The organism is Croceicoccus mobilis (assembly GCF_001661965.1).
In the GTDB taxonomy this organism is placed as follows: Bacteria; Pseudomonadota; Alphaproteobacteria; order Sphingomonadales; family Sphingomonadaceae; genus Croceicoccus; species Croceicoccus mobilis.
The window spans coordinates 20,346-43,251 of sequence record NZ_LYWZ01000007.1 but is presented as its reverse complement, the minus strand read 5'-3'; the positions used below and the strand labels follow the sequence as shown (position 1 = coordinate 43,251).

The 22,906-nt window shown below is 58.2% G+C and carries 27 protein-coding genes; 5 read left to right on the top strand and 22 right to left on the bottom strand.

Translation table 11 applies throughout. The features are described from left to right. Positions 1 to 10: 10 nt before the first annotated feature. The 19 genes from A9D13_RS02150 to A9D13_RS02060 form a co-directional block, all read right to left on the bottom strand. The gene (locus tag A9D13_RS02150) at positions 11 to 1,450 is read right to left on the bottom strand and encodes a conjugal transfer protein TraH (RefSeq protein WP_229665567.1); all 1,440 of its coding nucleotides are present in this window, start codon (positions 1,448 to 1,450) and stop codon (positions 11 to 13) included. Beyond that, the gene (locus tag A9D13_RS02145) at positions 1,450 to 2,253 is read right to left on the bottom strand and encodes a conjugal transfer protein TraF (protein ID WP_066769550.1); all 804 of its coding nucleotides are present in this window, start codon (positions 2,251 to 2,253) and stop codon (positions 1,450 to 1,452) included. The genes A9D13_RS02150 and A9D13_RS02145 overlap by 1 nt, the downstream gene beginning before the upstream one ends. Next, positions 2,246 to 2,620, bottom strand: a complete 375-nt coding sequence (locus A9D13_RS02140) for a hypothetical protein (RefSeq protein WP_156521873.1) — start codon at positions 2,618 to 2,620, stop codon at positions 2,246 to 2,248. The genes A9D13_RS02145 and A9D13_RS02140 overlap by 8 nt, the downstream gene beginning before the upstream one ends. A gap of 8 nt (positions 2,621 to 2,628) precedes the next feature. Beyond that, entirely contained in the window at positions 2,629 to 4,404 is a 1,776-nt protein-coding gene (locus A9D13_RS02135; RefSeq protein WP_066769542.1) for a conjugal transfer protein TraN, read from the bottom strand. Between the two features lie 71 nt (positions 4,405 to 4,475). Continuing rightward, positions 4,476 to 5,210: a type-F conjugative transfer system pilin assembly protein TrbC gene (gene trbC, locus A9D13_RS02130; RefSeq protein WP_066769668.1), complete on the bottom strand. Its 735-nt coding sequence runs from the start codon at positions 5,208 to 5,210 to the stop codon at positions 4,476 to 4,478. Between the two features lie 10 nt (positions 5,211 to 5,220). Then, the gene (gene traU, locus A9D13_RS02125; RefSeq protein WP_066769541.1) at positions 5,221 to 6,249 is read right to left on the bottom strand and encodes a conjugal transfer pilus assembly protein TraU; all 1,029 of its coding nucleotides are present in this window, start codon (positions 6,247 to 6,249) and stop codon (positions 5,221 to 5,223) included. Next, positions 6,233 to 6,520: a hypothetical protein gene (locus tag A9D13_RS02120; RefSeq protein WP_066769540.1), complete on the bottom strand. Its 288-nt coding sequence runs from the start codon at positions 6,518 to 6,520 to the stop codon at positions 6,233 to 6,235. The genes traU and A9D13_RS02120 overlap by 17 nt, the downstream gene beginning before the upstream one ends. Further along, positions 6,517 to 7,131, bottom strand: coding sequence for a type-F conjugative transfer system protein TraW (traW, locus tag A9D13_RS02115; RefSeq protein ID WP_066769537.1), 615 nt, complete (start codon positions 7,129 to 7,131; stop codon positions 6,517 to 6,519). The genes A9D13_RS02120 and traW overlap by 4 nt, the downstream gene beginning before the upstream one ends. 32 nt (positions 7,132 to 7,163) lie before the next feature. After that, positions 7,164 to 7,688: a S26 family signal peptidase gene (locus tag A9D13_RS02110; protein ID WP_066769534.1), complete on the bottom strand. Its 525-nt coding sequence runs from the start codon at positions 7,686 to 7,688 to the stop codon at positions 7,164 to 7,166. Next, positions 7,672 to 8,184, bottom strand: a complete 513-nt coding sequence (locus A9D13_RS02105) for a TrbI F-type domain-containing protein (RefSeq protein ID WP_066769531.1) — start codon at positions 8,182 to 8,184, stop codon at positions 7,672 to 7,674. The genes A9D13_RS02110 and A9D13_RS02105 overlap by 17 nt, the downstream gene beginning before the upstream one ends. After that, positions 8,177 to 8,521, bottom strand: coding sequence for a hypothetical protein (locus tag A9D13_RS02100; RefSeq protein ID WP_066769530.1), 345 nt, complete (start codon positions 8,519 to 8,521; stop codon positions 8,177 to 8,179). The genes A9D13_RS02105 and A9D13_RS02100 overlap by 8 nt, the downstream gene beginning before the upstream one ends. Then, positions 8,518 to 11,079 (bottom strand): type IV secretion system protein TraC, encoded by a 2,562-nt coding sequence (gene traC, locus A9D13_RS02095; protein ID WP_066769528.1) that lies wholly within the window; start codon positions 11,077 to 11,079, stop codon positions 8,518 to 8,520. Before traC ends, A9D13_RS02100 begins: the two co-directional genes overlap by 4 nt. A 5-nt stretch (positions 11,080 to 11,084) precedes the next feature. Further along, on the bottom strand, positions 11,085 to 11,726 hold the full coding sequence (locus A9D13_RS02090; RefSeq protein WP_156521872.1) for a hypothetical protein: 642 nt from the start codon (positions 11,724 to 11,726) through the stop codon (positions 11,085 to 11,087). Next, positions 11,723 to 12,571, bottom strand: coding sequence for a DsbC family protein (locus tag A9D13_RS02085; protein WP_172808075.1), 849 nt, complete (start codon positions 12,569 to 12,571; stop codon positions 11,723 to 11,725). Before A9D13_RS02085 ends, A9D13_RS02090 begins: the two co-directional genes overlap by 4 nt. A gap of 11 nt (positions 12,572 to 12,582) precedes the next feature. Beyond that, positions 12,583 to 13,878, bottom strand: a complete 1,296-nt coding sequence (locus A9D13_RS02080) for a TrbI/VirB10 family protein (protein ID WP_066769519.1) — start codon at positions 13,876 to 13,878, stop codon at positions 12,583 to 12,585. A 1-nt stretch (position 13,879) separates the two neighbouring features. Further along, positions 13,880 to 14,701 (bottom strand): type-F conjugative transfer system secretin TraK, encoded by an 822-nt coding sequence (locus A9D13_RS02075; RefSeq protein ID WP_066769517.1) that lies wholly within the window; start codon positions 14,699 to 14,701, stop codon positions 13,880 to 13,882. Further along, on the bottom strand, positions 14,701 to 15,267 hold the full coding sequence (locus tag A9D13_RS02070) for a type IV conjugative transfer system protein TraE (protein WP_066769514.1): 567 nt from the start codon (positions 15,265 to 15,267) through the stop codon (positions 14,701 to 14,703). Before A9D13_RS02070 ends, A9D13_RS02075 begins: the two co-directional genes overlap by 1 nt. Before the next feature lies 1 nt (position 15,268). After that, a complete protein-coding gene (gene traL, locus A9D13_RS02065) occupies positions 15,269 to 15,553 on the bottom strand; it encodes a type IV conjugative transfer system protein TraL (protein WP_066769507.1) in 285 nt (94 codons plus the stop codon). Positions 15,554 to 15,626: 73 nt separating this feature from the next. Next, complete coding sequence (locus tag A9D13_RS02060; protein ID WP_156521871.1) at positions 15,627 to 15,947, bottom strand: hypothetical protein; 321 nt, start codon at positions 15,945 to 15,947, stop codon at positions 15,627 to 15,629. Positions 15,948 to 16,755: 808 nt separating this feature from the next. Here A9D13_RS02060 and A9D13_RS02050 point away from each other — a divergent pair. The 4 genes from A9D13_RS02050 (at position 16,756) to A9D13_RS02035 (ending at position 19,729) form a co-directional block, all read left to right on the top strand. After that, entirely contained in the window at positions 16,756 to 17,265 is a 510-nt protein-coding gene (locus A9D13_RS02050; RefSeq protein WP_066769498.1) for a hypothetical protein, read from the top strand. 122 nt (positions 17,266 to 17,387) lie between these two features. Continuing rightward, entirely contained in the window at positions 17,388 to 17,615 is a 228-nt protein-coding gene (locus A9D13_RS02045; RefSeq protein ID WP_066769495.1) for a hypothetical protein, read from the top strand. Positions 17,616 to 17,999: 384 nt separating this feature from the next. Continuing rightward, on the top strand, positions 18,000 to 19,418 hold the full coding sequence (locus A9D13_RS02040; protein ID WP_066769494.1) for a helix-turn-helix domain-containing protein: 1,419 nt from the start codon (positions 18,000 to 18,002) through the stop codon (positions 19,416 to 19,418). Positions 19,419 to 19,453: 35 nt separating this feature from the next. Beyond that, positions 19,454 to 19,729, top strand: coding sequence for a hypothetical protein (locus A9D13_RS02035; RefSeq protein WP_066769492.1), 276 nt, complete (start codon positions 19,454 to 19,456; stop codon positions 19,727 to 19,729). 3 nt (positions 19,730 to 19,732) lie between these two features. Here the strand turns inward: A9D13_RS02035 and A9D13_RS20920 are convergent, their stop codons facing one another. The 3 genes from A9D13_RS20920 to A9D13_RS02015 form a co-directional block, all read right to left on the bottom strand. Further along, entirely contained in the window at positions 19,733 to 20,578 is an 846-nt protein-coding gene (locus tag A9D13_RS20920) for a lytic transglycosylase domain-containing protein (RefSeq protein ID WP_229665568.1), read from the bottom strand. Positions 20,579 to 20,672: 94 nt separating this feature from the next. Beyond that, positions 20,673 to 21,017, bottom strand: coding sequence for a hypothetical protein (locus A9D13_RS02020; protein WP_066769478.1), 345 nt, complete (start codon positions 21,015 to 21,017; stop codon positions 20,673 to 20,675). 4 nt (positions 21,018 to 21,021) lie between these two features. Continuing rightward, a complete protein-coding gene (locus A9D13_RS02015) occupies positions 21,022 to 21,723 on the bottom strand; it encodes a ParA family protein (protein WP_066769476.1) in 702 nt (233 codons plus the stop codon). 263 nt (positions 21,724 to 21,986) lie between these two features. Between A9D13_RS02015 and A9D13_RS02010 the strand changes: the two genes are divergently transcribed. Continuing rightward, positions 21,987 to 22,826 (top strand): DUF7146 domain-containing protein, encoded by an 840-nt coding sequence (locus tag A9D13_RS02010; RefSeq protein WP_066769473.1) that lies wholly within the window; start codon positions 21,987 to 21,989, stop codon positions 22,824 to 22,826. The last annotated feature ends 80 nt before the right edge of the window (positions 22,827 to 22,906 follow it).

The window sequence follows — 22,906 nt, the reverse complement described above, 5'->3', positions numbered from 1 at the left end:
CGCTCGATCCTTACTGAACGCCCTGCTTGCTCATGGCTGTGCTAAACGAGAGGGCTGCTGACATTTGCGGGGACAGGCGGTTTCTGATGGTACGTTCCAGAAAAACCGTTCGATCGAGGAACACCTGAGTTCGCGCCATCCGCTGCGACGTGTTTTCGCCGTATCCCTTGAGGGCATCACGAACGCTGCTGATCTGATCGCGCCACTGGCCGAGCGTTTCCTCGTCCGCATTATGGAACGTGCCCTGCCCGGCACGAACATACCCGTAGAAAACGTCGGCGATCGTCTCGACCATGTCGACAGCAACGACCTCCGCGAGCATCTGAAGATCTGAATCCGACATTCCGCCGAACTCAGAAGCCGCCGAGACTGTCATGATCTTGTAGAGAGGAAGACTCGTCGCGCCGAGAAGACCGATCTCGTTGCCATCGAGCGCGCTGTCAGTCCTGATCTTACCGTGGATCGTAACGAGCATATTATAGACCCGCGTTTTCAGCGCGATGGTCGTCGAGACGTTCAGGTTCTTCATAGTTGGGGTAAGGCAATCATCATCAGGGCAATTGAGCATCTGAGTGGTGGTGCTTCCGGTCCCGTCGATCAGAGCCGTCAAAAGCGCCTTATCGCCGACACCTTTGAAGCTGTAAGTGGCGCTGTCAGCATCGGTCGCGGGGCGGATGTAAATTACCGTTCCGACAAGGCTCATCAGGTACTCGCGGAACTCCTTATCCATTGACGGATAATTCTGCTTCAGCATGTCCCAGGTGTAATTGTAGCTCTTTGCCGGGATCGTCGCGTCGGTGTTTTTGGCGATCGTCGACTCGCGCTCGCCACCGGCGTTGCAATTTTGACGCGATCTTGCCCAGTCAGTCGCCCAGCCCTGGCTGTTCGCAATAGCCTTACAGACTTCAGAATCCCGACCCTGGTTCTTACCCCAAAGCCCGCCAACCAGGCCTTGAGCAATCTCGCAAGAATTCATGTTGAACTGATTGAGCTGCTGCGCCTTCTGCGACATTTCCTCAATCACGTTGGAGATTTGCGGACTGATCGACTTGATCGCCAGTTGGAACGCGAAGCCGAGAGCATTGTTAGCGACAGCCTTCATCATCGACACGATCTCGTCCGAGTTGATGAAAGAGAAGCTCCCCGTGAAAAGGTCGATGCCACCGCAACCAGCCTTCGCCGACGGAAGCTGGATGTTGACCGGGCTCACCGATTTCTGCGGGAACCTGCTCCAGATTCCACCGCCCGTGTAATAGCCTGCTGCCTGGCCCTGATAGGCGCTCGGGCCCGTCACATTCCCCGCAACGCCCATTTCGTTAAAAAACGAATTCAGCTCGCCTTCCACATTCGCATACGCCGGCGTCGCCGCCATCGAACCGCAGGCAAGGGCGGAAAGTGCGACACCGACAATCCGACGAATTCTCGGACGAAACTTCATCTGCTTTGTCATCAGTAATCGCTCCCCGGTTCGAGTTCCGTAAGGTAGTAAATGCGCTGCATCACCTCGTCGGCTGCCATCAGCCCATATCCGATGGGGATCGGCTGCTTCGTGTGCGTGTCAAACAGGACCAGCGCCGGCACCGTACTGCCCTGCAGGCCCATGCGTTGGTACTGGCCGGAATCGGTCACAAAGTTCGGAAATGCCTCGTTCGGCCCGCCGTCCATCGAAACTGGTAGAACTTCGAGGTTGTACTGATCCGAAAGCGCTCTGATGATCGGGCTGAACACTCTGCACGCCGCACAATTCGACGAATAGAAATAGAACAAGCCGTAGCGCTCCGAGAGCATCTGCATCGTTGATGCCTGCTCCGCCTTCCGGCCCTCCATCCATGTCTGCTTGCCCAACGTGTTAACAGGGCGCTGCAGCGTGTAGTCCAGCTCCGGATTCTGCCAGACCGTGCGGCTCCACACGTCGGCAAAGGTCGAGGCCCGATCCAACTGCTGACGCTGAAACTTGATGTAGGAGGTGATGTTCTCGGTGGTCGGTTCGAGTACCGCCCTCGCCTTCAGTTCATCGAGCTCCTCCGTGATCGCCGCCATCCTCTTCATGGCACTCACCGGCTCGACCTGGGCAACAGCCTCAGTCGGCTTCGCCTTTTCCGGATCGCAATAGAACCAGCTTCCGAGCTGACGCTCTTCGCAGTAAAACTGATCGCGTTCGGAGGGTCGCGACTGAGCCAGCGAAACCGCCGGAACAACCGACGCAAGGACGACAGACACTGCACCGGCCGCCAGGAATGATCGTTTAAGCATTGTCTTCCTCCTTCGGAAATTCGAGCGCCTGCAAAAGAAAAGAGACCTTCAGAATGCCAAGACCGCGGTCGATCATCCTGATGCAGCCGCCATAAAGCGTCGTCACATAGTCGATCCCCATCGGGGTCAGACGATAAGCGACGAGGGTCTCGCCGGCTTGCCTGACCCAGCCCTGCTGCTCCATTTTCGACAGCGCGGAGACAACGTCCCTGTCGTCTACCGACCTCTGGAACCAGTCCCCAAGGATCTCCATCAGATCCTGATTGGAGCTCAACTCTTGCCGCCCGATCGCACTGGCAACCGCGAGCTCAAACACAGTCATCGAGGGCAAATCATGCTCGCAATAGATGGTTGCGACGTTTGTCATTCCGTTACTCATGGCGCGGTGTGAAGGTTGTAATATTCGGCAATGCGCTCCTGAATCAGGATGCCCGCCTCAATTTCATCGGGGAGCTTTGCCGCTTCGGTAAACTCCTCATAGACCTCGGTGAAATCCATGAGGGACAGGTCGAGCTGCTGGAACTGCTCGACGGTCAAACCTTCGCAGGTCGTCTCTTTGGGCGTTCCGAAATCGAGCCCAAGCTGAGCCCTCCCCTGCTCCTGCAGGATCCTCGTCAGCTTGCTCGAAAAACAGCAATAGGACTGCTTCTTGGTGACGCAAACGCCAAGCACCTTGTCCGAGCAATATGATCCGACATAAGCGCAAAGACCCGCATCGTCCTTTTCATCAACCAGGCGGTCTTCCGCGCTGCAAAGGAACGGCGTGATGAGCGGGACGCCTTTGCCTGAACAACAGTTCGAGATCCCAAAAAGCTTTTTGGTGCATTTCAGGTTCTCACCGCCAAACAGCCGAAGCGTATCCGGATCGAAATCATCGCGCAGCTCGCCCATCGTCTGCACGGCCACCATTGCATCCTTGAATTCCGTAGATGCCTCGCGCTCGATCTCTGTGCATTCACCATCGAGACAGTACAGATCGCCGCTGCAGATGAACTCCTCCGCATCCGGGTCCACCGGCTCGCCTGTCGTGCATCGATACCACTCGTCGTAGATATTGCAGGTGCCGTCAGCGTCTTCGCTCAAACACTCGCGATGATCGAACGTGCATTCCGGCCGAGCGTCCAGCACCGAACAATCGTTCTTGCTGACCCGACGCGTGCAATCATAGGTCCGCTCCCATTCGACGCACGTTCCCGACGCATCATTGGCAACACACACCTGGGAGCTTTGCGTACATTGCAAGGTCGCCGTCTTGTTGAGGCAGTCGGTCTCATCGATCGTATACGAACCCGAGCCAACACGGCCGTCATAAGTCTCCGCTACAGCGGGGATGTGATAAGCAGGACCGTCTGGAACGTAATAGGCCGTCTTAGAGACGCGCCTCCATTCCGTGAAAAATTCCATCGCTGAATCAACAGCCGGCGACGTACTATGCTCGCTATCGCAGACATACTGCTTCGAGATCCTTCTCACGTCTCGAGGAATGCGCTTGCCGTAATATTCATAGGTCTCATGAGTGCCGAGCTCAGTCGTCGACGTCGCGCCTGCGGTGCAGCTTGCATCGATGTTACCGCACGAATTAACGGTCTCGACTATTTGCTCGGGGACGTCGGCATATTCCTGGCACCCAACTCTCGTCGGCTTGACGCAAACACGGTGCGCGGGAATGTAGATCTGCACCTCTTGGCAGGTGTAGCCATATTGCGAATTATCGACCGCCACCACAGAACAGGTCAGCGGGAATTCCTCGACCACCGACCCGTCATTGCAGCTCTCGAAATACTCGGTGACGCCGGTTCCGCTTCCCGGCAATGCCTCGCACTCACCTGTCGAGCCATCCAGCGTAAAGCCGGTGCCAAGATACGCGTCCGGATCATCCTCGATCGCGTCGGCCGCCGAAAGATCTATCGTTGTCGGATCAAACCGCGGCCGGGTGGTGTCGACCACCACGGAATAGGTCGGATTGGTAGACCTCTGTAACTCACCAGCAGTATCGAGCGCGGCGACATCGTCGACCATCGCGCTTTCCGCGAAATCCGTCCCGGCATAGCCAGGAACACCAGCCTCTGCCCCATCAGCAAGGATACTGTCCGAAGTGGCATCGCGAATGGCCTTAGCCAGGTCTTCACCGTCCGAACGACCGTCCGCCATTGTCGCTTGAGCGAGTGCTGCAGCACTCCCCAACGACAAGCACATCACCCCAAGAAAAGCCCCCCAGCGCATCAGCCACCTCGCTTGAGGTTCTTCAGCGCCACCGTCGAAACGGACGCACCAGGACCGCCTTTTTCCGCGAACAGCGTCAGGGCATATTCTGCCGAAACATTGCCGGACAACTTATCGTGCGGAGGCGTCTGACTCGTGCATTCCAGCTGATCGCACGGCTCGAAATCGCGAGAGAGCGCGACATATGTCGGTACACGATCGACACCAAATGCCCGGAACAGGCGAGGATCGATAGCCACGTTGCTGGCGCCCTGCTGATCCACAACCTTCTGGATCCCGGTTACGAAGTCCTGCGGGTTGCCGGCCGAAAAGCCCCGAAACACAATCACGCCACCCGCACGGGTCGTATCGGCGATCATTCGTGCCAGCGCATCCTCAGGCATAGACAGCGAGGCGAATGCTATGAAAAGCGGCGCGCCCTTTGGGGCAGACATCGCCTGCTGCGATCCAGCCAACATCTCGTCGAGATCGATCGCCCCGTCCGGACCTGCGATATGGGACACATCCACAGTCTGCGCAGCCTGAAATCCATTATCGACGACCTCTGTAGCCGCCTCCTGATGCTGCTCAGCGTTCGCGATCGCGAAATCGAAAAGCTCCTGCGCTTCTTCAAGCTTGCTCTCGGCACGCTTCTCGATCGCCTCGAGATCGAGCCCTTCGACACTCTGTGCAAGGACAGCCGAGAATGCTCCGCACCCGAGCAACGCGACGAGAGGACCAACAAACTTCTTCATCATCCTCTCCTCAGAACACGCAGCAATTGCGCTTACGCCACAACAGGAAACCCATGTCCTCACCCTTCACCGGATAGACCTGTCCGGACTTGGGCAAGATCGTGGTGGCTCCAATCGGCGAGCAAGACTCGCGGCCGCTCACCATCGGTGTCGGATTGACCTGCTGCAGGCGATATTGGCTCTTCTTCAAGACCGGCATCAGGTACTTGCTGCAAAGGCCCTTGCTTCCCATCGTGCCGTAAGCCAGGCCCGTCCTGTGCATCTTGTAGACCATGCGCTCAGCCGCCAGTCTGCCTGACTGTTTCATGCCGATATTGGCGCCGACATTGCCGTTCATCGGGTACATCGGACCCTGGCAACCTGAGCACCAAAACAGCTCATCAAGAGGCAATTTGGCCGTCGCTGCGACACAGTCGGCAGCACAGGCGGCCTGTGCGAGCGGATTGGCAAAGATCGCCGCCTCCGGGTTCAGGATCGTCGTGAGCTCGTCATCCTGCCAAAGCGGATCAATCTCCGTGATGTAGGCAACATCGAAAGAGCTTTGCTCGAAGCAGATGAAATCGGTCAGAATCTCCAACCAGTAGAGAAGAGGATAGATGTAATAGTGAACGTGATACTTCGCCGTACTCTGGCCCTTCCCCCCGATCTGGGAAGGGCCTGACGCATAGCCACCGCCGATGTTGAACCCGGGATCAAGCTTTACGCCGCCCAGGTTCGGAAAGCAGAACGGACGCGTGGTCACATCGATGAGCCGCACCGGCTCCCAAAAGCCTACCGCGATGCCGATCCGCGGAATAGGCGACCCGCAGGCACAAATCGGCAACGTCGGATTCTTCGTGTCGGCCCGACTGGACGGCCAGATCTTCAACGCGCCAACGGACAGTGGAAACATGCAGCCCCAGCAAACATCCGTAATCGGATTGACGAAACTCCCCGTACACCGGCCGCCCGTAGCCTCCGGCAACGTCTGAGCAGAAGCAACTCCACCAAATGCCCAAAGCGCCAGACACGCCAGCAAGACCCTAATCCTGCGCATCATCACCTCCTCGATCCCTGAAGAGGTACTCGTCATCCGCGGCATTCTTCGCGCGCGCCCAGATCGGAACCTGGATCGCCGCGAACACCCCGGCAGCCACCACAGCTGCCACAGCATAAACGCCAGCGAGCGCATGAAGGATCGGAAAAAACCCGACCAACACGGCAAGCGCTCCGCCAGCCCAAATAACCCGCTTCCTCGCTGCGAGGAGCTGCCGGCTCTCCGGAGCGGCCAACGGGACCGGAGCGAGATCCTTCAGCTTCTCGACGATCATGACGATTTCCCCCGTGGAATCGCCTTTTCGGACACCAGAAGGATCTGCCCCTCTTGCTCCACAAGCGCCGGCGTGTGCCTGATGCCAAAACGCTGCGTCAGAACGCCGGATTGATCGAAATAGAAGCGGCGCTTGTGCGCCTTCATCTGCTCAAAGGGCGAACCGTTGACCATAATGATCTTGGCATCACGCTCTGTCCCGCGCGCCATAGCCCAATCAAGCTCCGCCTGGCTGTCGCCATTGATGAAAATCAGCTTCTTCGTAAGTCTGACGGTATCGAAGGGGTTCACCCTCTGGCCTGCAGCCGCGATCAGGTTGCCCTTGTGGTCTCGAATGTCGTTCTCGACGACGATCGCCGGGTCATACTCCCAGCTTCGGTCCTGCTCTGCGGCACGAATTCCGGCAACCGGGACAGGGCGCATCACTCGCTGTTCAGCCTTTCTGGCGAACTCGCGGTTCAGATCGTCAATCTTGCCTGTCCGCTGAGCCTCATCGAGCTTCGCCTTGATGACGGACATCAGATCCGGCTCGATAATAGGCCAAGTCTGCCCCATCTGACCGTGGTCCACGGCCCGCGCTGGCTCTGTTCCTGCCACAACAGGACCCAACATGAGACCAGCAGCGCACGCGATCAGGATGCTTCTCACAGTACCGGACTCCCCACTCCCACGAGACGGTCACGGCAAACAAAGCCGATCGCCGCATAGCGGCTGTCAAACCCGTCCTTGTGTTCCGTTGCAGCAAAAACGCATCCGTCAGGGACGACCCCAGTCGGCCCCAGCGCAAGCGGATCGCCTTTGCGGGTCAGCGGCTTCGTGCGCGCCACGATCTCGCCATTCACGAGAACATCTCGTCCCTCACGGGTAACCACATCGCCCGGAACGCCGTATGCAACCTTCGCAAAGGCAGACGGATTCTTCCCGAAATACTTTTCAGTAAGCGGGTCGTGGCCGGGGTCGAACACGACATATTCACCCCTCTTCGGGAACTTTCCGCTCTCGACGAAAAACCCCCAATTGGGCAGCGATTCTGTCGCATTAATCATGAACGCGTGCGTCTCGCTCCACTCCTTGAGCGACAGATAACCTGTCACCACAATCCCAAGGGCAGCGATCGCGAGGACTTTGCTCCGCGCACTAAGCCGACGTTTCTCAGCGCGCTGGAACATTGCCCCCTCCATTAGCAGCAAGGTAGGCTTCCATTTCCCCCTGGACGCCGGGCGCAGCGCCCATCTTCGGCATCGCCACCTGGGCGTACACCACCTTGCGAACCTGATCCGTGACGTCGGGGATATCGCCGCCGATCACCGCTTCATGGACGAGAACGATCTTCCCCTGCTTCGACAGCGCAGCCACAGTCTCATCGAGCTTTCCCATGAAGATCGCCGTCTGCTGCGCGGCCATATTCTGGTCAGTTTCAGACCGAGCCTGGGCTTGGAGATATTCGCTGATGATCCCCTGCAGCTGCAGCTGCACGAACTCCTGCTCGCGCGGCTCTGCAACGAGCGATTTTGTCACCCACGCGCCCCACCCGAGAGCAGCAACCGCAACCACCCCGAGGACCAGCTCCCGAGGCCTGAAGCCCATGAACCTCTTCTCCGGCACTTTCTTAACTGCCGCCGCACGAGCCGGACGCTCCCGCCCACCCTCAAAGAGATCATCCATCGTTCTTCTCCGAATCCCGAACCGCCTGCGCGAGGCTTCCGCGCCGAAAAAAGCCGATCGCCGTCAGCGCAATCGCCCACACGATCAGCAGGTAATGTTGAAACTGGGCCTGGCGGCCGACGTCTGCATCGACGTACCTCGAAGCGAGATTATCGAGCTGCAACATCGTGCCATCGACAGTGAAATTGCCGATGGCGAACGCCATCAATGCGATCACCCCAAGGGATGCCAGAAGCGTCACACAAAGCCAGCCAATCAGACGCAAAGCAGCAGCTGCGCCAAATTGCGAATACCGTACGAAATGCGAAGCACGGCTGTTGAGGGTTGCAGCGCTCATTCTGCAGCCTCGAGCATGTTATCGTTTTCGGGGAACGCAACGGCTTCGATTGCATCGGCCATCCTGTAACCGCGATGCACATAGTCTTCGATATCAGCGAAGACCTTCGGGCTCGAGGAATAGAGCGTTGCCGAATACGGATCGAGAACAAGCCTGCTCACAGCCTGCGTGTCCGGCCCGCGAATGAAGATGTCGGAATAATCCGTCCCGTTGCGCTTCAACGAGCGGAGCAACGCGTCGGTGAAATTATCCATCTCGAAACGGTCGCTCTTCCTGAAATCCGAAATCGTTTCCGCCTTCTGCTGAAGGATCAAAAACCAGTCGGAGTTCTCCAGCGCAGCACGCGACCCATCCGACTTGTAATAGTCGTTGATCGACTGCGTCGCAGTGATGAGCGAAGCCCCATACTTTCGGCACGTTCTCGAGTAGGTCTCGACAAAGTCGGCCATTGAGCCGCCCTTGAGCATCTGCCACGCCTCGTCGATCAGCAATGCTTTCGGGATCGAGCGATCCATGCGGCGCATCGTCTGTGACGCGACGAACATGATCGATGTCAGGACAACACCGCGAAGCTCTTCCCTGGTCGCAAGATCCGACAATTCGAAAACGGTCAGATCCTTGGACAGATCAAGATTCGCGTCGCCGATGAAAAACCGGCCAAACGTGCCCGATGACGCAAACGGCAGAAGTGCTGTCGCAAGATCGTAAGCGTAAGGATGCTCCTCCTTCTTAAGCTCATCGATCACGGCATCGACTGTTCCGTTGGCCCCGTGTTCTTCCCAAACACTGTTGACCGCCCGGTCGATCAGCCCCCGCTCAGTATCGTTGAGCCGGTTTTCGTGCCGAGCCATCTGCGAAACAATCGCCTTCAGCATCGCGAGGCAATCAACCAGGTAATCCTGACCTTCCTCGCTCGCGGCGAGCTCCTCGTCGATCATCCGAAACGGATTGATCGAAATGCCCGACGACAGCTTGAACTCGGTGAACGTGCCTCCCAGCGCCTTGGCCATATGCTCGAACGACCGACCATCATCGATAACGATCGTCTTGGCGCCGACCCCGGCGAAGCTCGCGCAGAGGTCCTGAAGCAAAACCGACTTGCCCGACCCAGACTTACCGGCGATCGCGACGTTGTGGTTCCCCGCACTGTTCTCGAAAGGAGACCAGAACTGCGGCTGCCCCCTGCGTCCAATGAACATCAGGTGCGGGATGTGTCCGCCGATGAATTCCCCCTGCACGGGGGCAATCGCCGCGACGTTTGCCGAGCGCATCAGCTTGAGGCGCTTCATACGCTTATAATCTGCATCGAGCCCATCAGCGAGCTGCAGGGGAAAGTGATTCATGAACGCCATCATCTGGATGTGCGTTTCATCGATCAGGTCCCACCCGGATGCCTTGTAGATCGACTTGATCGTCCGTTCGCAGGCCTCACCTCGCCCCCGCGGAGCCAGCATCGACACGCTGTAATATGCGCTGATGAGTTTCTCGCCGGCCTTAACCTGCGCCTGCACAAACTCCCACTCGGCGGCCTGGTCGCGCAGTTTCGGAACGAGCTTCACGCCCTGCCCGTCAGCCAGCGACCGCGAACGCGCGAACTTGAAACCAGACTTCGATTCGGAATCCTCGACCCTCGGGATGATGCCGGAAATCGTCTGCAGCACAGGGCACGGAAGGTTGAGCTTCGCGTTGAACACGTCGCCAATCACCTTCTGGGTGTCCCACGGAGCCCAGCGATCAGGGAAATTGCGAACCGACATCGTCCGAACGTCGAACCTCTCCGGAACGAAATCCTTCATCTCCGGTACGCCTTCGACCGTTTCACCGCTCGGCCGCAGAGACTGGGCGTGCAGAAGCAACCGATCCTTCTCGATATGAGTGACCAAGTCCCGGCGAACACATTGCTCGTTGATCGGGTCAAACCGATTGTACCCGGGGACGTCATCGCCCGCCCCGGTCGAAGGTGACAAGACTTCGTCGAAAAGTCGGATCAGCTCGACAGGGGTAAATACGCGCGCGGGCACGTTGATCGATTCGAGAGCCGCGACGATCCCATCCCGCATCGTGATGAGATCACCAACCTTCAGCCCGCTACCGTCAGTCGCACCGACGCTGAGAATGCAGCGATAGTTGCGCACAAAAAACGGACCGTCCGACGCTAGTGACGACCACGCACCATTTCGCAGCTTGTCCACACGATGACGCGCGAGGGTCTGGAACACACCACCCGCCTGAAAGCGCGGCAACGCCCAATCCTGCAGTTTGTCAGCGACCCGCGGCGAGCTGTAGGTTGTTACCGCAAACTTCGCCCCCGGATGGAGGATGTCACTGAAAATCGAACCGATGACTTCCGACACGCGTTCGTTAGCGCCAACCAGCGGCGCCAACTCAAGGATGAAACCTTTGGACCGCGTCTGATAGAAAATCTGCTTGTCTTCATCGAACGAACGGTAACTGAGGAAATTCGAGAGCATCGGTACAGCAGCCGCGCGAGCGCCCTTCTCAGGCTTGCGCGCGTCGCCCACCAAGGCGTCGACGAAATCACTGATGCCCTTCCACATCTCCGTTACTCCACAATGCCGGGAAACGATGCAGCCTGCTTGCGAGCCCGAGAGCTTGCCAGCGTCGTCTGCACCTCAGACTTGATCCGCTCGACCGGATCGGGGCGCACCTCTGCCTGCGCTACCGCCACCGGCGATTGAGCGGGCTCCCGCACGGGGGCAATGGCCAGGAAACTTGGCGCACTTTCTGCAGCAGCCAGCAACCCGGCCGGACCACCGCGATCGGCGCGAGCAAGAACCGCATCGACTGCGTCACCACGACCGGGAAGGAAAACCTCGGTCTGAACAGACGAGCGCGCGTGTTGCTGGCCCGAAACATCGACGTAGCCGGGAAACACCACATCCAGCGTATAACTCGGAGGGGTTCTACTTACCGGCGCGGCATCGGCGACAATCACTCCCGACGCGGGCAAGCCCTCATCGATCTGATAGGGCCCGGCGGGAGACAGAAGATCCGTCGACGTATAATCGATCCGGGCAAGCGCCTCATCGTCGATCACAGTCGACGGCGCGCAAACTCCATCCGGAGCCTCGCATCGGAAACTGCCGTTAACATTCGTCCCGAACGTCGTGCAGCCACTCGTAGCCGCCAGCACCGCCAACGCTGCCGCCACTTGAGCCTTACCGATTGGAACAGACCGCGTCATGACTTGCCTCCCTTCAACCATGCCTCAAGAAATTCGCGCGGGCGGTATCCCTGGATGACCTCGCCATCGGAGCGAACCATTACCGGCGTTCCGGTGAAGCCGTGCTTGCGCGCAAAGGCTTCGTTCACATCGAGCCCGCTCGTATCGCAACTTCCACCGCTTGTGATCGCCCCGCCTTCATAGGCCTGGCGCACCGCGCGCCGGCGATCTGAAGAGCAAACAACAGCGTCGGAAATTGCCCGAGTGCCCAAGATCGAAATCGGACGCTCGATGACCTTTACGTTCATCGTTTCGAGGGTCTGGTGGAGCTGCTTGCAATACCCGCACCGGAAATCGCTGAAGACAGTAACGGACGCGCTCCCGCGACCCCATTCAATCGCACCGTCTTTCGGGAGACCGGTCAGCTCCGCCACATCGATCTTGCGGGCCGTATCAGTCTCCGCGGAAGCCCGAACGCGCGCTTCGCCAGCCCCGGCGCGCGCGCCATTCGACGCCGACGAGCCCACAAGCATGTCCGGGTTGATCTCCAGCAGACGCGCCGCTGTCAGATCCTGCTTTGTCTCCATGTCGTAAACGCGACCGATCACGAGATACCTGCCGTCGTGATCCGTATAGAAAAGGTTCGATCCAGCCTGGACTTCACAAAGCCCGTCGATCTTCTCGCAATCGACAGCAGTGACCTCGGTTTTCGGAAGCCGCTTGGCGAGGACGTTCATCATGTCCGGACTGGACTGAGCCAGAGCAGCAATCCCGAAAAATAGCGACGGTACACCCACCGCCGCACCAACCAGGAGCCCGCGAGGCACCGGCTTCTTTACCCACGAAAACCTGTCGGAGTTCTTCATCAGACCGCCCCTCAATTGCGAATGAAAGTGCCGTCGAGGAAGACAACCTCGACGTTTGCGCCCGTCGGCATTTCAACGACCGGCTGATATTGTTCGGCGCGTTCGATCAGATAATCGGACAGGGTCGTCCCCGCCTCCTTCGCGCCGCCGCCAAGGCCCATGATCCCGACAGTCGACGCCGACGGCAGTTCGACATCGCCATCCGAAATCGTCGGCAGCCTCGTGGAATTCTCGAACGCCGAACCAGCGCCGCCAAGCAATCCAGCGAGGAACGCCTGTGTCGTAAGCCCGCCTTCACGGCTCACCACGCGACCGCGAATGCCCACCTTGCCGCCGTAGGCGAGGAAGCCTTTCACTTCGGAAACCGCATATCGGCCGCCAGGTTGCGGACAGGTCATGCGCTGCAGCTTCACATAGACCTTCTCGGAGGAGAGATCGCCGTAAGCTGCTCCGTTCACCATGCAGCCCTGAACACGCGTTGCGAGCAATTTCCCGTCACTGAAGACGCTCCGGGCAGGCCCGGTCACACGCAACAACACCGGCAGCGGATCACTCTGGCTACGCGTGTTCGTGGTAGCATCGACCCCGACCACCACCGTCGCCTTCGCAATCGAGTTCGGAGGAAGATAATTCGGGCTGTCGGTATACGTCGTTGCGCCATTCGCCGGATCGATCCGCGCCGCCGTACCGCTCGCAGCCCCGAAGGATACGAGCTTCACTTCCTTGCTCCGCGAGATCGGCGCCGCAACAACACCGGATGTTCCTGCTTGCGGAACACCCAGAGCGGCCGCCGCAGCTGCAGGTCCCGGAGCGCTCGGACGTGCGGTGCTTGCCCGCTCAAGCTGCTGCTTCAACTGAGCGTTCTCACGCTCATACGCATCGAGAACGCGAGTGCCATCTGACACCATCGCAGCGTTCTCGCCACGCAACGCCTGAATCTCGGCTTCCAACTCGGCCATCCGGCCAGCGCCCTGCTCGACGCCCTGCAGGCGGCGATCCTGGTCGTTCATCTGATGCTCGTAGACGCTCATCCAATTCTGATCGGCGACCTGACGATTCATCAGCGCATCCGTCGAAACCGTCATTTCGGTTTCAGAACCAGTCGCTTCCTCGATCGCTTCCTCGGTCCCGTCCATGACGTACCAGACTGACAAGATCGCGATCAGGCCAGCTCCGCCCATGAGCAACATCCGCTGCTTCTTTTGCGTCGCTGTGTTCTCGGCAATGCCGCCGTCTTCATCGACGAAATCGTGTTCGTCGCCGACGTCGGTATCGAGATCCTTTTGCTTACGCTTCAAAATATCCATTTCAGATCTCCCGACCAGGAACCACGACGTAGGCGGCCGTGGCTTCACCCGGCTGCAGATTGCGATTGGAAATGCTGACAGCGATCGCCCCTTGGGCGACCAGTTCCTCGGTCAGCGTGATGGCTTCACTCCCCGTGTTCTCGATCCGGAGAACGCGACCAGCCATTGTCGGGCTCTGATACTGTGTGATGAGCTGCACCTTCATCGCCCCGACATTGACGGGCGCGCGTGCAACATCCGAAATTTCAAAGCCCTCAACACGCCGCTGCTCGAACATGGCCTTGACCAGGCCAACCGCGCGCTCGTTCACCGATGCTTGAGACGGAAACTGTGTCGCAGGGCTTTGCGGATGCTCAACATCGGCGTTCGCCACGAACACCTGACGGGCCTCGTCGCCTTCGACACGACAGGTAAACTTATAGACAAAGCCCTTTTGTGTCGTTCCGAAGAACGACACATTCGGCCGCAGATAACCTTCGGGGACGGAAATATAGATATCGCCGCGCGTCGGCTCATGGACGAGCGAGAATTCCTCGAGTGGATTGCCCGTCTCAACCTTCGATACGGCGACAAACTGATCGTCCTTCAAGGAGATCCTTGTCAGATCCCGTTGCGACGCCGTGCAGCGCACTTCTCCATTATCCACCGCAAGGATGGACTCATCTGCGTGGGCTGGCGCCGACACAAGGAGCATCGCAAGTCCGACGAGGCTAAAGCCTGTCATCCGCACCCACAGCAAAGCTGCCAGCGACAGAGCCACGCCAACCGCCAGAATTGCGAACACGACGTATTGGGCGGTGCCCAGATCCTCCAAGCCGAACATCAGCCCTCGTCCTCCTCACTCCGGACGACGACGCCAAACCCTTTCAGCTTGAGCGACAGCCCGGTGTATTTCCAATTGAACTGAAAAATTTTGTGTTCCTGACGCACATCGCGCGACCCGACGACCGTGTGCAGAACACCGCCAACCTTGCTGGTGAGGTTTTCCGGATCGACCCTGATCCAGTCGATCGTGACGAACTGCGTAACCTGTGAGCCTTCCTGGTTGGCCACGATCCCCATCAGCTCGGATTTGAGCTTACCCTGGTCTTCCGGCGCAGTGATCTTCACCAGCGAATCTACCCAGTAGCCGAGCGTCTCGGGCGAGCGGTTCAGCGCAAGTTGCGCTGCATCACGCGTCACAGCCTCGAGATATTCGGGAGATACCTCGCCATTCGAAATTCGCATTTCCTGCGGGATTACCGGCTGCAGGATCACTTCACGATCCCGCGTATTCGCCGCCACAAACATGACGACAAGGAGGACACCCAGCACCAGGCACGCCAACGCCAGCAGATTGCGCTGCTTCAGCGTCCGCTGGGACGTTTCATGTGCAATCGAGATATCCATATCAGCCCGCCATCACCCTGAAAGAAGAAGGCGGAGCGACCTTGAGACCGAAGAATTCTCCGGGCAGATGCCAATAGGCAAAGTGGAGAATCCAGTACATCGACCGTCCCGCGCGCACCTTTCGATAAGTCGCCCACGCAACAAGGCTCAGGACGAGTCCGATGACGATGTGTTGCGTCAGAATTCCCCAGACAAAGGGGATGAGCATCACAAGAAATTCATCGAGCGTCCAAAACCCAATCAATTCGGGGTCGTCTAAGTGCTTGGGGATCGAAAATTGGTCCATCAATCGCTCCGCGAAGTTGGTGGCCGCACCCAGCAGGGGCGTCAGGTGCGGCCACGTACTTGCGACCCGAAGGTCAGATCGTCGCGGTAACCGTCGACGTGACGATCGGAACGCCGGTGCCGGCGCCGACGCCGACGCCCACCGGAATGGCGACCTGGCTCAGCGAGAAACGACCCGAGGCAAGACCCACCACACCGCCGGCGAGCGACAGGACGGTGATGATCTTGCCGCCCGAACCTTCGAGGAAGTTGGTGAACTGCGTCAGGGCAGTGTTGAACGTGGTATCCGCACCGGCCATCGCCGCTTCCACGCCGACGACCGAACCGAACGCCACAACCGCGCCGGCGACGGCGAGCTTGCCGCCCAGGTCGCGATTCATCTTCAGAGCTTTCATAGGGAATTCCCCCTCTTGAGTTGAACAAGACGCCGAGGCGCCGAGATCAAACTCGTCCGGTCGGGAACCAAATCTCAACGATTGTGTTGGAGCTTGTGGTTGAAATCGGCCCCCCTGCCCACTCAGCCGATCGATTCGACCCGATTCGGGTTTCACCGCATCCCAAAACAGGGTGCGGCACGACCCGTTTCGGGTTTCGGCACATCCCAAAATCGGACGCGGCCTTCCCGATTTGGGACTCCACACAACCCGTTTTCGGACTAAGAGGTTTTTTTTCAAGCGAGGAGCGTGCCGAACGCTTCTCCTTTGCGATTAGGCACGCCTTCAGGTCCCCCACATCCTGCAAAAGGCGGTCAACGGAGGGCGCAATGGCCAACGAGCCAAATACCGTTCACCGCCTTTTGGTGAGCGACAAAGCATTCGAAATCATGATTCGGTCGATCGCAGACCACAGCCGGGCAACTAGGAAGTTCGCCAACTTACGCGATGTTGTTATGGCTGTCGTAGACGAGGACCTCCCTGTTCGATCAAACGACATCGAGCGGTATTGCGATATCGGCTCGATGGAGGGAACCATACAGGTATGGCTCCGCCTGACAGGAGACGCGGTGAACGCCTTCGACACTTTCCGCGATAAAATGTGCCAGGCTTACAAGGCGCCTTGCTCCGTTCGAGATGCAGTCTGCTTCGCCTGCTTGGTTTCCGTTAAAACTTAAATTTTCCTTGCCCCGCTCGCTGAATCTTGCCAAAGGCTTATGCGATCGCATAGGCCACTAAGCGGCTACGCACATGCAGGCAGGGGTGCTTTATGACGGGATTGGAAAACTCAGCCAAGATCAAAGCTTCAGAGCGGCAAGCCGCTTATGCGTCGCTGATCGTTCATGTTATGAATGACAAAGGCGTTACAAAGGCTGAACTATTCCGACAGGGCGTCATCCGCAAATGTACCCGCCAGGACTTCACCAACCGGCTCTTCGCAGGCGACATCAGCGCTGCAGAGCTTCACAGCATTCTCGAGTATCTAGAGATTGACCCCATACGAGCAGATCTGGCGATTTCATGCTTCGCAGATCCGCAAGGCTATCACGACGACAGCTGCAAGGTCGTCTCCCGATTCACCAAGGAAACAGTCCTCAATCTGAAGGCTGCAATTGCTGCCTGTGACGGAGACTTCGAACCATTGCGCGACGAGCTCTGCGTAGCGCTGGCCAGAAAGACATCTCGCCAAATAATCGCACAGCACCGCCGGACAGTTGCCCTTACCATGCAGCAAGTCCATGAAAACGACCACGAGTTCCCGCTCGTCGCCTCACGCTAATATCTCTCTTAGCTGGCGAATAAGTCGACGGTTCTCAATTGCTAACCACCACACTCCCCGCTAAGTTTCGTGACATGTCACGAATCGAAGCGACTCGACATCGCATCTGACGGGGATCACTCATGGCCGTAATCGCGAAAGAACGCCAATCTCGTAGCAGGGATAACAAGCGCGCGAAAGGCAAGTCCCCAATCCAGGTGTGGCTCGACGAGAATCTCATCCGCCGACTGGATGAGATGAAGACCGACGAAATACCGAGCCGCGAAGCTGTTCTCAGCGCGCTGATCGCCGGAACTCTCCACGAAGAGAGGACTACCGTGCAATCGCGCAGCCAGCTTTCGCTGCTCTGACAACAAAAAAGGGCTCGGCGCCAACCGAGCCCTTTTTTCAAATCCTGTTTCTAGGATGGCGAATGTCTAAGCCCTCCCTAGCAACAGACCGAACTTCGAGCAAGCGCTTTTGCGCGCGAACCCGCGCGCCAGCATTGTGAGAAGAAAACCGCCGACACTGTCGGCAGGCTGAAACCAGGAAGGGAGACGCTTCCAGACCAAAAAAAACCCGGGCAATGCCCGGGCCGTATGAAGGGTAACTAACTCGCCGGGCCAACGAAGAACCGGCAACAAACACACCGGCGATACTAGCCAGACCCTGACAACTTGCAAGCCAAAAACGCGTCATTTTCGCGGCGTTGGCTGCTGTCTGGAGCGCTCCTCGAATTGCGAGGGAGTGAACGAATGAGTATTGCCAATTTCGATCAAAACCAGTCTGGCCAACCGCGCCAGAATGAGGACGCGAAGTCGCTTTCCGACATCCTCGGAAAGCTCCCCTGCCCTCAAATTCCGACTGACGTCGAGTTGCCACGGAGCAAACTCCCTAACGACGCTGCCCTGGCCACATACGAAGCGCGAATCCTTCAAATCCAGCGCACGCTGCAGCCACTCGGCAACCAACAGCGCGGTCAAGCCATGCGCGGCCGCGTGATCCGCGCCCTGAGTTACCTTCAATCTCGAACACTGGTCACGACCAGCGTCCCCAGAAGCATATTCACAAAGACCTACCAGCTCGCACTCTTCTGCGCTCCGGACGTCGACTGGGCTGCGAAATCCGGACCAATTATCGGCGCCAGCGACCGGAAGATCCGCGAGGTACTCGGCATCGAGCACAAAGCCGGCCGCGCGCTGGATACAATTCGCCGGCACGGCATGATCGTCCCATTCAACCCCAGGGCTAACGGACACAGACGATACCGCCCCGCGTGCGGCAACGCACCAGCTACAGGATCAGGCTTCTCTCTCTTGCCACTCTGCCTTGCAATCGACGATCTGGAGAGCCTGGTCGAACGCGAACGCTCGATCGCGCGAGAGCGCTCCCAGCTACCAACCGAAATCAGGTCGCTGATCTGCGCCGCACGCAGGCTGCTGAAGCCATTCAGGGGCGCCGCCTGGGCAGATGAGCTGGCTGACGCCCTCAATGCCCTCGCCAAGCGAAAGGAGAACGCCACGGCGGCCGAAACCCTCACCGCGATCCGCGATGACGCCGATTCACTCCTCGCTGATGTCGAAGGCGCTGTGGGCAACCTGTCCTCAGAAACCTCGATCGCGCAGCCGTCGGGTGAGCAATTGTCCAGTCTAGTGGACACAGAGGCACCCGACCATAATACCGGGAATCTATCCTCTTTGGATAGTAGTTCCGGCTTGGCAGAGGGGCGTAGGACGGATCGTGGTTCGACCCATCAAACCGACCATAGGGCTGAAGCGCAGCGCAAAGGGCTCGAGGCCGAAGCGGCAGACACATTCGGCATCGAGCGCTCCGGCTTTGCATGGCACGAGACGTCCAGGATTTTCCCATTCTCCAGCGGCATGTTCTCCTTCGAGCCCCGCCCCACCCTCGACCACACGCATCTATTGGGCGCCTCGCTTCAGGTGACGCAACGCACTACCGCAACAATCATTGGCCAGCTCGGACTGGAGGCCGCCACGATCGCTCTCCTGGTCGCCGGCCAGCACTTTGCTGACGGCGAAATCACGGTCTCGACAGAGGCTTATCTCAAGGGAATGATGAAGAAGGCGCGCAAGGGCGACCTCAACCTCGGGCATACAATTTTCGGCCGCCGCGAGAAAACCGTGAAACCAAAACCGTCAATTCCGAATTAACTATAACGGAAGGATATTCGATTTATGGTCGTCACATGAAGGAATCAGCGATCATCGCATGGACCTCGATGTACATCGCCGTCGGATCGATGGCGCTAATCTGCGCGGTGCTCGCCGTCGTGGTGACAGGTTCAGACTGGTATACCCGGACCTGGCGCCCAGCCCTATCCCGCAAGCTCGACTTCGTCCTGCTTGTACCGAAAATCTGGCTGCGATGGCAAATCAACTACTTGAAGGGTGCGCCCGTGATTCTCGCCGTCGCTCTCTACTACGCCTCCGACGTCGGGTTTTACGTCTTCTGGGATATCTAACCCTCAGAAGGACGACAGGCTCGCCACCCGAACCGGCTGTATCGAATACGCCTTCAAGCTGCCAAGGATTGTCGAAACATAATTTCGCGTCTCGCGGTACGGGGGGATCCCGTCATGCTTTTTCACTGCTCCCGGCCCAGCATTGTACGCGCTCAACGCAAGATGCCAGCTGCCGAACTCGTCGAGCTGCTCTCGAAGGTATCTGGCCCCGCCTCGAAGGTTCTCATCTATGTCCCACGCGTTGAAAACGCCCAGATAGCGCGCAGTCCCTGGCATCAGCTGCGCCATGCCGATCGCACCCGCATGACTTTTCGCCCGCGGATTATACCTGCTTTCCTGAACTACAAGAGCATCGAGAAGATCCACGGGCACGCCGGCCTGACAGGCTGCAGCAACCATCTTCGGATAATAGAGACGCCGACGCGCCTGCGCTTCCGCAGAAATGCCCGGGAAAGGTCGATAACCCGAAGTCGCGCAATTGCCACTCGACCATGTCACTGTTCGCTTGAGCGAGTACCTGCGGAACGGGTTATCCCCTCGCCTCAGCCAGGCCGGAACATGCAGCCCATCTGTTTCGTAAACGACGGGCTCGATCGGCAACAGCTGCGCGAAATCCCGCGCCAGAGCATCTGATCGACCCACAGGCGAGCCGATTCCAGCATCGGCTTGATCGCTTGATTCAGCGCGATCACCGCCATCTTCGACAACGTCCGTTTCGATAGTCCGCGCGCCAGGCACGAGCAATTGAAACCCGGCGTCAGAGCCAGCATCAAAGATTGTGAGCTTCGCTTCGCGCGCATGAGCAGCTGAAGCAAGAGCCCCAAGCACAAGTAGCGGAAAGTATTTCATCGAACGCATCCAGTTTGAATGCGTGGACGACTTATCGAAGCCCTTAGGTGCCAGTGATGGTCCCGAACGTCAAGCCGACACTGGATGGACCTTATCAATTCGTCTCATCGTAGCGATCGAGCAGAAGCTTCAATGCCTCGGCATAGGTAATCCCGCCCCTATCGTTACACAGCTCCTTGAACCGATTGATCGTCGTGATCGGGCCCTGGACAAAAACCTTATCCATGACCACGCTGCCGCGGACCAACTTCACCCTGCTGACAGGCTCACCTGGCAAGCCGTGCTTGCGGGCAATGCGATCGGCAATCTCATCGTCTCGCGAGGGATCGCGTCCAATGCTTCCGCTGACGGGCGCAAAATCACTGACGTCGATCTTGCGGGTGGCGCCCTCCCCTGCCCCGTCATCAATCGTCTTCTTGATATCCGAAAATTTTCCCACTGTCCTACTCCGCTTCGGCACCGATCACAGGAACAACCTCGGTCTTACCTTCCCTAAGTACCGTCAAGATTTCCTCCAAAAGCTCCTGACTGTTGATCTTCGCTTTATCGAGATTCGAAACCTTGGTTTCATCGAGATCGAACAAGCTGCACTTTCGGCTATACATCAGCCGATACGCCTGCCTGTCGTGGAGGTGACCCTTGAGAAGCGGAAAGCCCGCTTCCCTGATGTCTGCGATAATTTCACGCTCAGATGTTGTCGCGATCGACGGGTTCGTGCGGTTGAAGACGATGCGGAAAGGGATTTCCCTGCGACTGTCAGCTCCGCACTCCATTATGAGCTCCACGGTCCGCGCAGCTGGATCTGCGTCACACTCGCTTGGCGACAGAGGGATCAGCGCGAGATCGCACGCCATCAACACTCTGCTCATCAGCCGACTGGCCCGCCCCTGGATATCAACCAGAACGAACTGTGCTTTTCGTGCTTCCTCCTCGATCACCTTTCGGATCGAGTCCTCGTCGACATCGTATCGCACCTTCACTGGGAGCTTGTCCGCGGCGTCGGACCACCCTCCGATCGTCCTCTGGGGATCTGCGTCGATCACTGTCACTGACGCGCCGTGCTCAGCCAACGCACAGGCCAAAACCATGATGAGCGTCGATTTACCCGCTCCACCCTTCGAATTCGCCGCTGCAATTACGGGCATTGATATTCTCCGCCAATTTAATGCCAAGACTATAGGCTTCGCCTTGGCATTAGCAGCCTATGCCATAGGCTGTCTATAGCCTTTGCATTTGCATGGCATGGCAATGTTATAGGCAGTCGATAGGCTTTGCATATGCAGACCATATGCAATATATATGCGTCGTGGAAATCCTGAGATTTTTGAGAAACCGCCGTTAGATTCTTCAGGTATCAAGAACGGCGAAGGAAAGGGGGAGGGGCAACGGTGAACAAGAGGAATTACGAATGACGCTCACCGCGCTCAGACCAACGCAGGAAACAGTCGACATTGTGGCGTCACTCGGCGGACGATGGCACGGATACTTCGCGATGTGCCGGTGCCCGGCACATTCCGACCGCACACCGTCGCTATCAATCAGGCAGGGGCGCAAGAGTATTCTCGTCCACTGCTTCGCCGGATGCAGCAACGACGACGTGCTGCGCGAAATCGGGCTCGGTTCGCCGCAAACGAACACACCGATGCCGGACTTTCAGGCGAACAACTTCCGCGCCAGCGCCTTGCGGCTCTGGGAGGAGGGCAGGGAGGTCCCGAATACACTGGCCGAAGTCTACCTCCGTTCGCGCAATCTTCCTTCCGCGCTTCGCGATATTCGCTTCCATCGCCGCTGCCCGTTCGGTCGTAAGCCCGACACCAAATACCTGCCAGCACTCCTCGTTGCGCTCAGGGAGGGTCATGCAATTAAGGCGATCCAGCGCATCGTCATTCGCCCCGATGGGCTCGGTCACAACGGAAAATTCATGCTCGGCCACCCTGCCGGAAGCGCATGGTGCCCGCCTTTCAGCGGGACCACATTGGCAATTGCCGAAAGCCTGGAAGATGCAGCTGCTTACACGAACCTCAACGGGGTCACATGCTGGTCGTCCTTCGGTGCGGAGCGACTTCCTCTTGTCAGGCTGCCAGACACAATCGAAACTCTCATCATCGCCGAAGACAACAACAAGGCAGGGCGCCTTGGGGCCCGAAATGCCATTGCTGCCCACGCCCGCCAAGGCCTCACCATCCGTCGCCACCCTCCGAAAGGTTACGAAGACTGGGCTGAGGCCAACGAGCGCGCTCAAGCTTGATTCCAACGATACCAGGCCAAAACGGCACCAGTTAAAGGGGAGGGGGAGGGTTCTTGATGCACAAGCATCAGGAGCAAGTT

Coding starts and splice junctions, on each gene's coding strand:
- A9D13_RS02150 (WP_229665567.1), bottom strand. CDS start 1,450: ATGACAAAGCAGATGAAGTTTCGTCCGAGAATTCGTCGGATTGTCGGT.
- A9D13_RS02145 (WP_066769550.1), bottom strand. CDS start 2,253: ATGCTTAAACGATCATTCCTGGCGGCCGGTGCAGTGTCTGTCGTCCTT.
- A9D13_RS02140 (WP_156521873.1), bottom strand. CDS start 2,620: ATGACAAACGTCGCAACCATCTATTGCGAGCATGATTTGCCCTCGATG.
- A9D13_RS02135 (WP_066769542.1), bottom strand. CDS start 4,404: ATGGCGGACGGTCGTTCGGACGGTGAAGACCTGGCTAAGGCCATTCGC.
- trbC (WP_066769668.1), bottom strand. CDS start 5,210: ATGAAGAAGTTTGTTGGTCCTCTCGTCGCGTTGCTCGGGTGCGGAGCA.
- traU (WP_066769541.1), bottom strand. CDS start 6,249: ATGATGCGCAGGATTAGGGTCTTGCTGGCGTGTCTGGCGCTTTGGGCA.
- A9D13_RS02120 (WP_066769540.1), bottom strand. CDS start 6,520: ATGATCGTCGAGAAGCTGAAGGATCTCGCTCCGGTCCCGTTGGCCGCT.
- traW (WP_066769537.1), bottom strand. CDS start 7,131: ATGTTGGGTCCTGTTGTGGCAGGAACAGAGCCAGCGCGGGCCGTGGAC.
- A9D13_RS02110 (WP_066769534.1), bottom strand. CDS start 7,688: ATGTTCCAGCGCGCTGAGAAACGTCGGCTTAGTGCGCGGAGCAAAGTC.
- A9D13_RS02105 (WP_066769531.1), bottom strand. CDS start 8,184: ATGGATGATCTCTTTGAGGGTGGGCGGGAGCGTCCGGCTCGTGCGGCG.
- A9D13_RS02100 (WP_066769530.1), bottom strand. CDS start 8,521: ATGAGCGCTGCAACCCTCAACAGCCGTGCTTCGCATTTCGTACGGTAT.
- traC (WP_066769528.1), bottom strand. CDS start 11,079: ATGTGGAAGGGCATCAGTGATTTCGTCGACGCCTTGGTGGGCGACGCG.
- A9D13_RS02090 (WP_156521872.1), bottom strand. CDS start 11,726: ATGACGCGGTCTGTTCCAATCGGTAAGGCTCAAGTGGCGGCAGCGTTG.
- A9D13_RS02085 (WP_172808075.1), bottom strand. CDS start 12,571: ATGAAGAACTCCGACAGGTTTTCGTGGGTAAAGAAGCCGGTGCCTCGC.
- A9D13_RS02080 (WP_066769519.1), bottom strand. CDS start 13,878: ATGGATATTTTGAAGCGTAAGCAAAAGGATCTCGATACCGACGTCGGC.
- A9D13_RS02075 (WP_066769517.1), bottom strand. CDS start 14,701: ATGTTCGGCTTGGAGGATCTGGGCACCGCCCAATACGTCGTGTTCGCA.
- A9D13_RS02070 (WP_066769514.1), bottom strand. CDS start 15,267: ATGGATATCTCGATTGCACATGAAACGTCCCAGCGGACGCTGAAGCAG.
- traL (WP_066769507.1), bottom strand. CDS start 15,553: ATGGACCAATTTTCGATCCCCAAGCACTTAGACGACCCCGAATTGATT.
- A9D13_RS02060 (WP_156521871.1), bottom strand. CDS start 15,947: ATGAAAGCTCTGAAGATGAATCGCGACCTGGGCGGCAAGCTCGCCGTC.
- A9D13_RS02050 (WP_066769498.1), top strand. CDS start 16,756: ATGACGGGATTGGAAAACTCAGCCAAGATCAAAGCTTCAGAGCGGCAA.
- A9D13_RS02045 (WP_066769495.1), top strand. CDS start 17,388: ATGGCCGTAATCGCGAAAGAACGCCAATCTCGTAGCAGGGATAACAAG.
- A9D13_RS02040 (WP_066769494.1), top strand. CDS start 18,000: ATGAGTATTGCCAATTTCGATCAAAACCAGTCTGGCCAACCGCGCCAG.
- A9D13_RS02035 (WP_066769492.1), top strand. CDS start 19,454: ATGAAGGAATCAGCGATCATCGCATGGACCTCGATGTACATCGCCGTC.
- A9D13_RS20920 (WP_229665568.1), bottom strand. CDS start 20,578: ATGAAATACTTTCCGCTACTTGTGCTTGGGGCTCTTGCTTCAGCTGCT.
- A9D13_RS02015 (WP_066769476.1), bottom strand. CDS start 21,723: ATGCCCGTAATTGCAGCGGCGAATTCGAAGGGTGGAGCGGGTAAATCG.
- A9D13_RS02010 (WP_066769473.1), top strand. CDS start 21,987: ATGACGCTCACCGCGCTCAGACCAACGCAGGAAACAGTCGACATTGTG.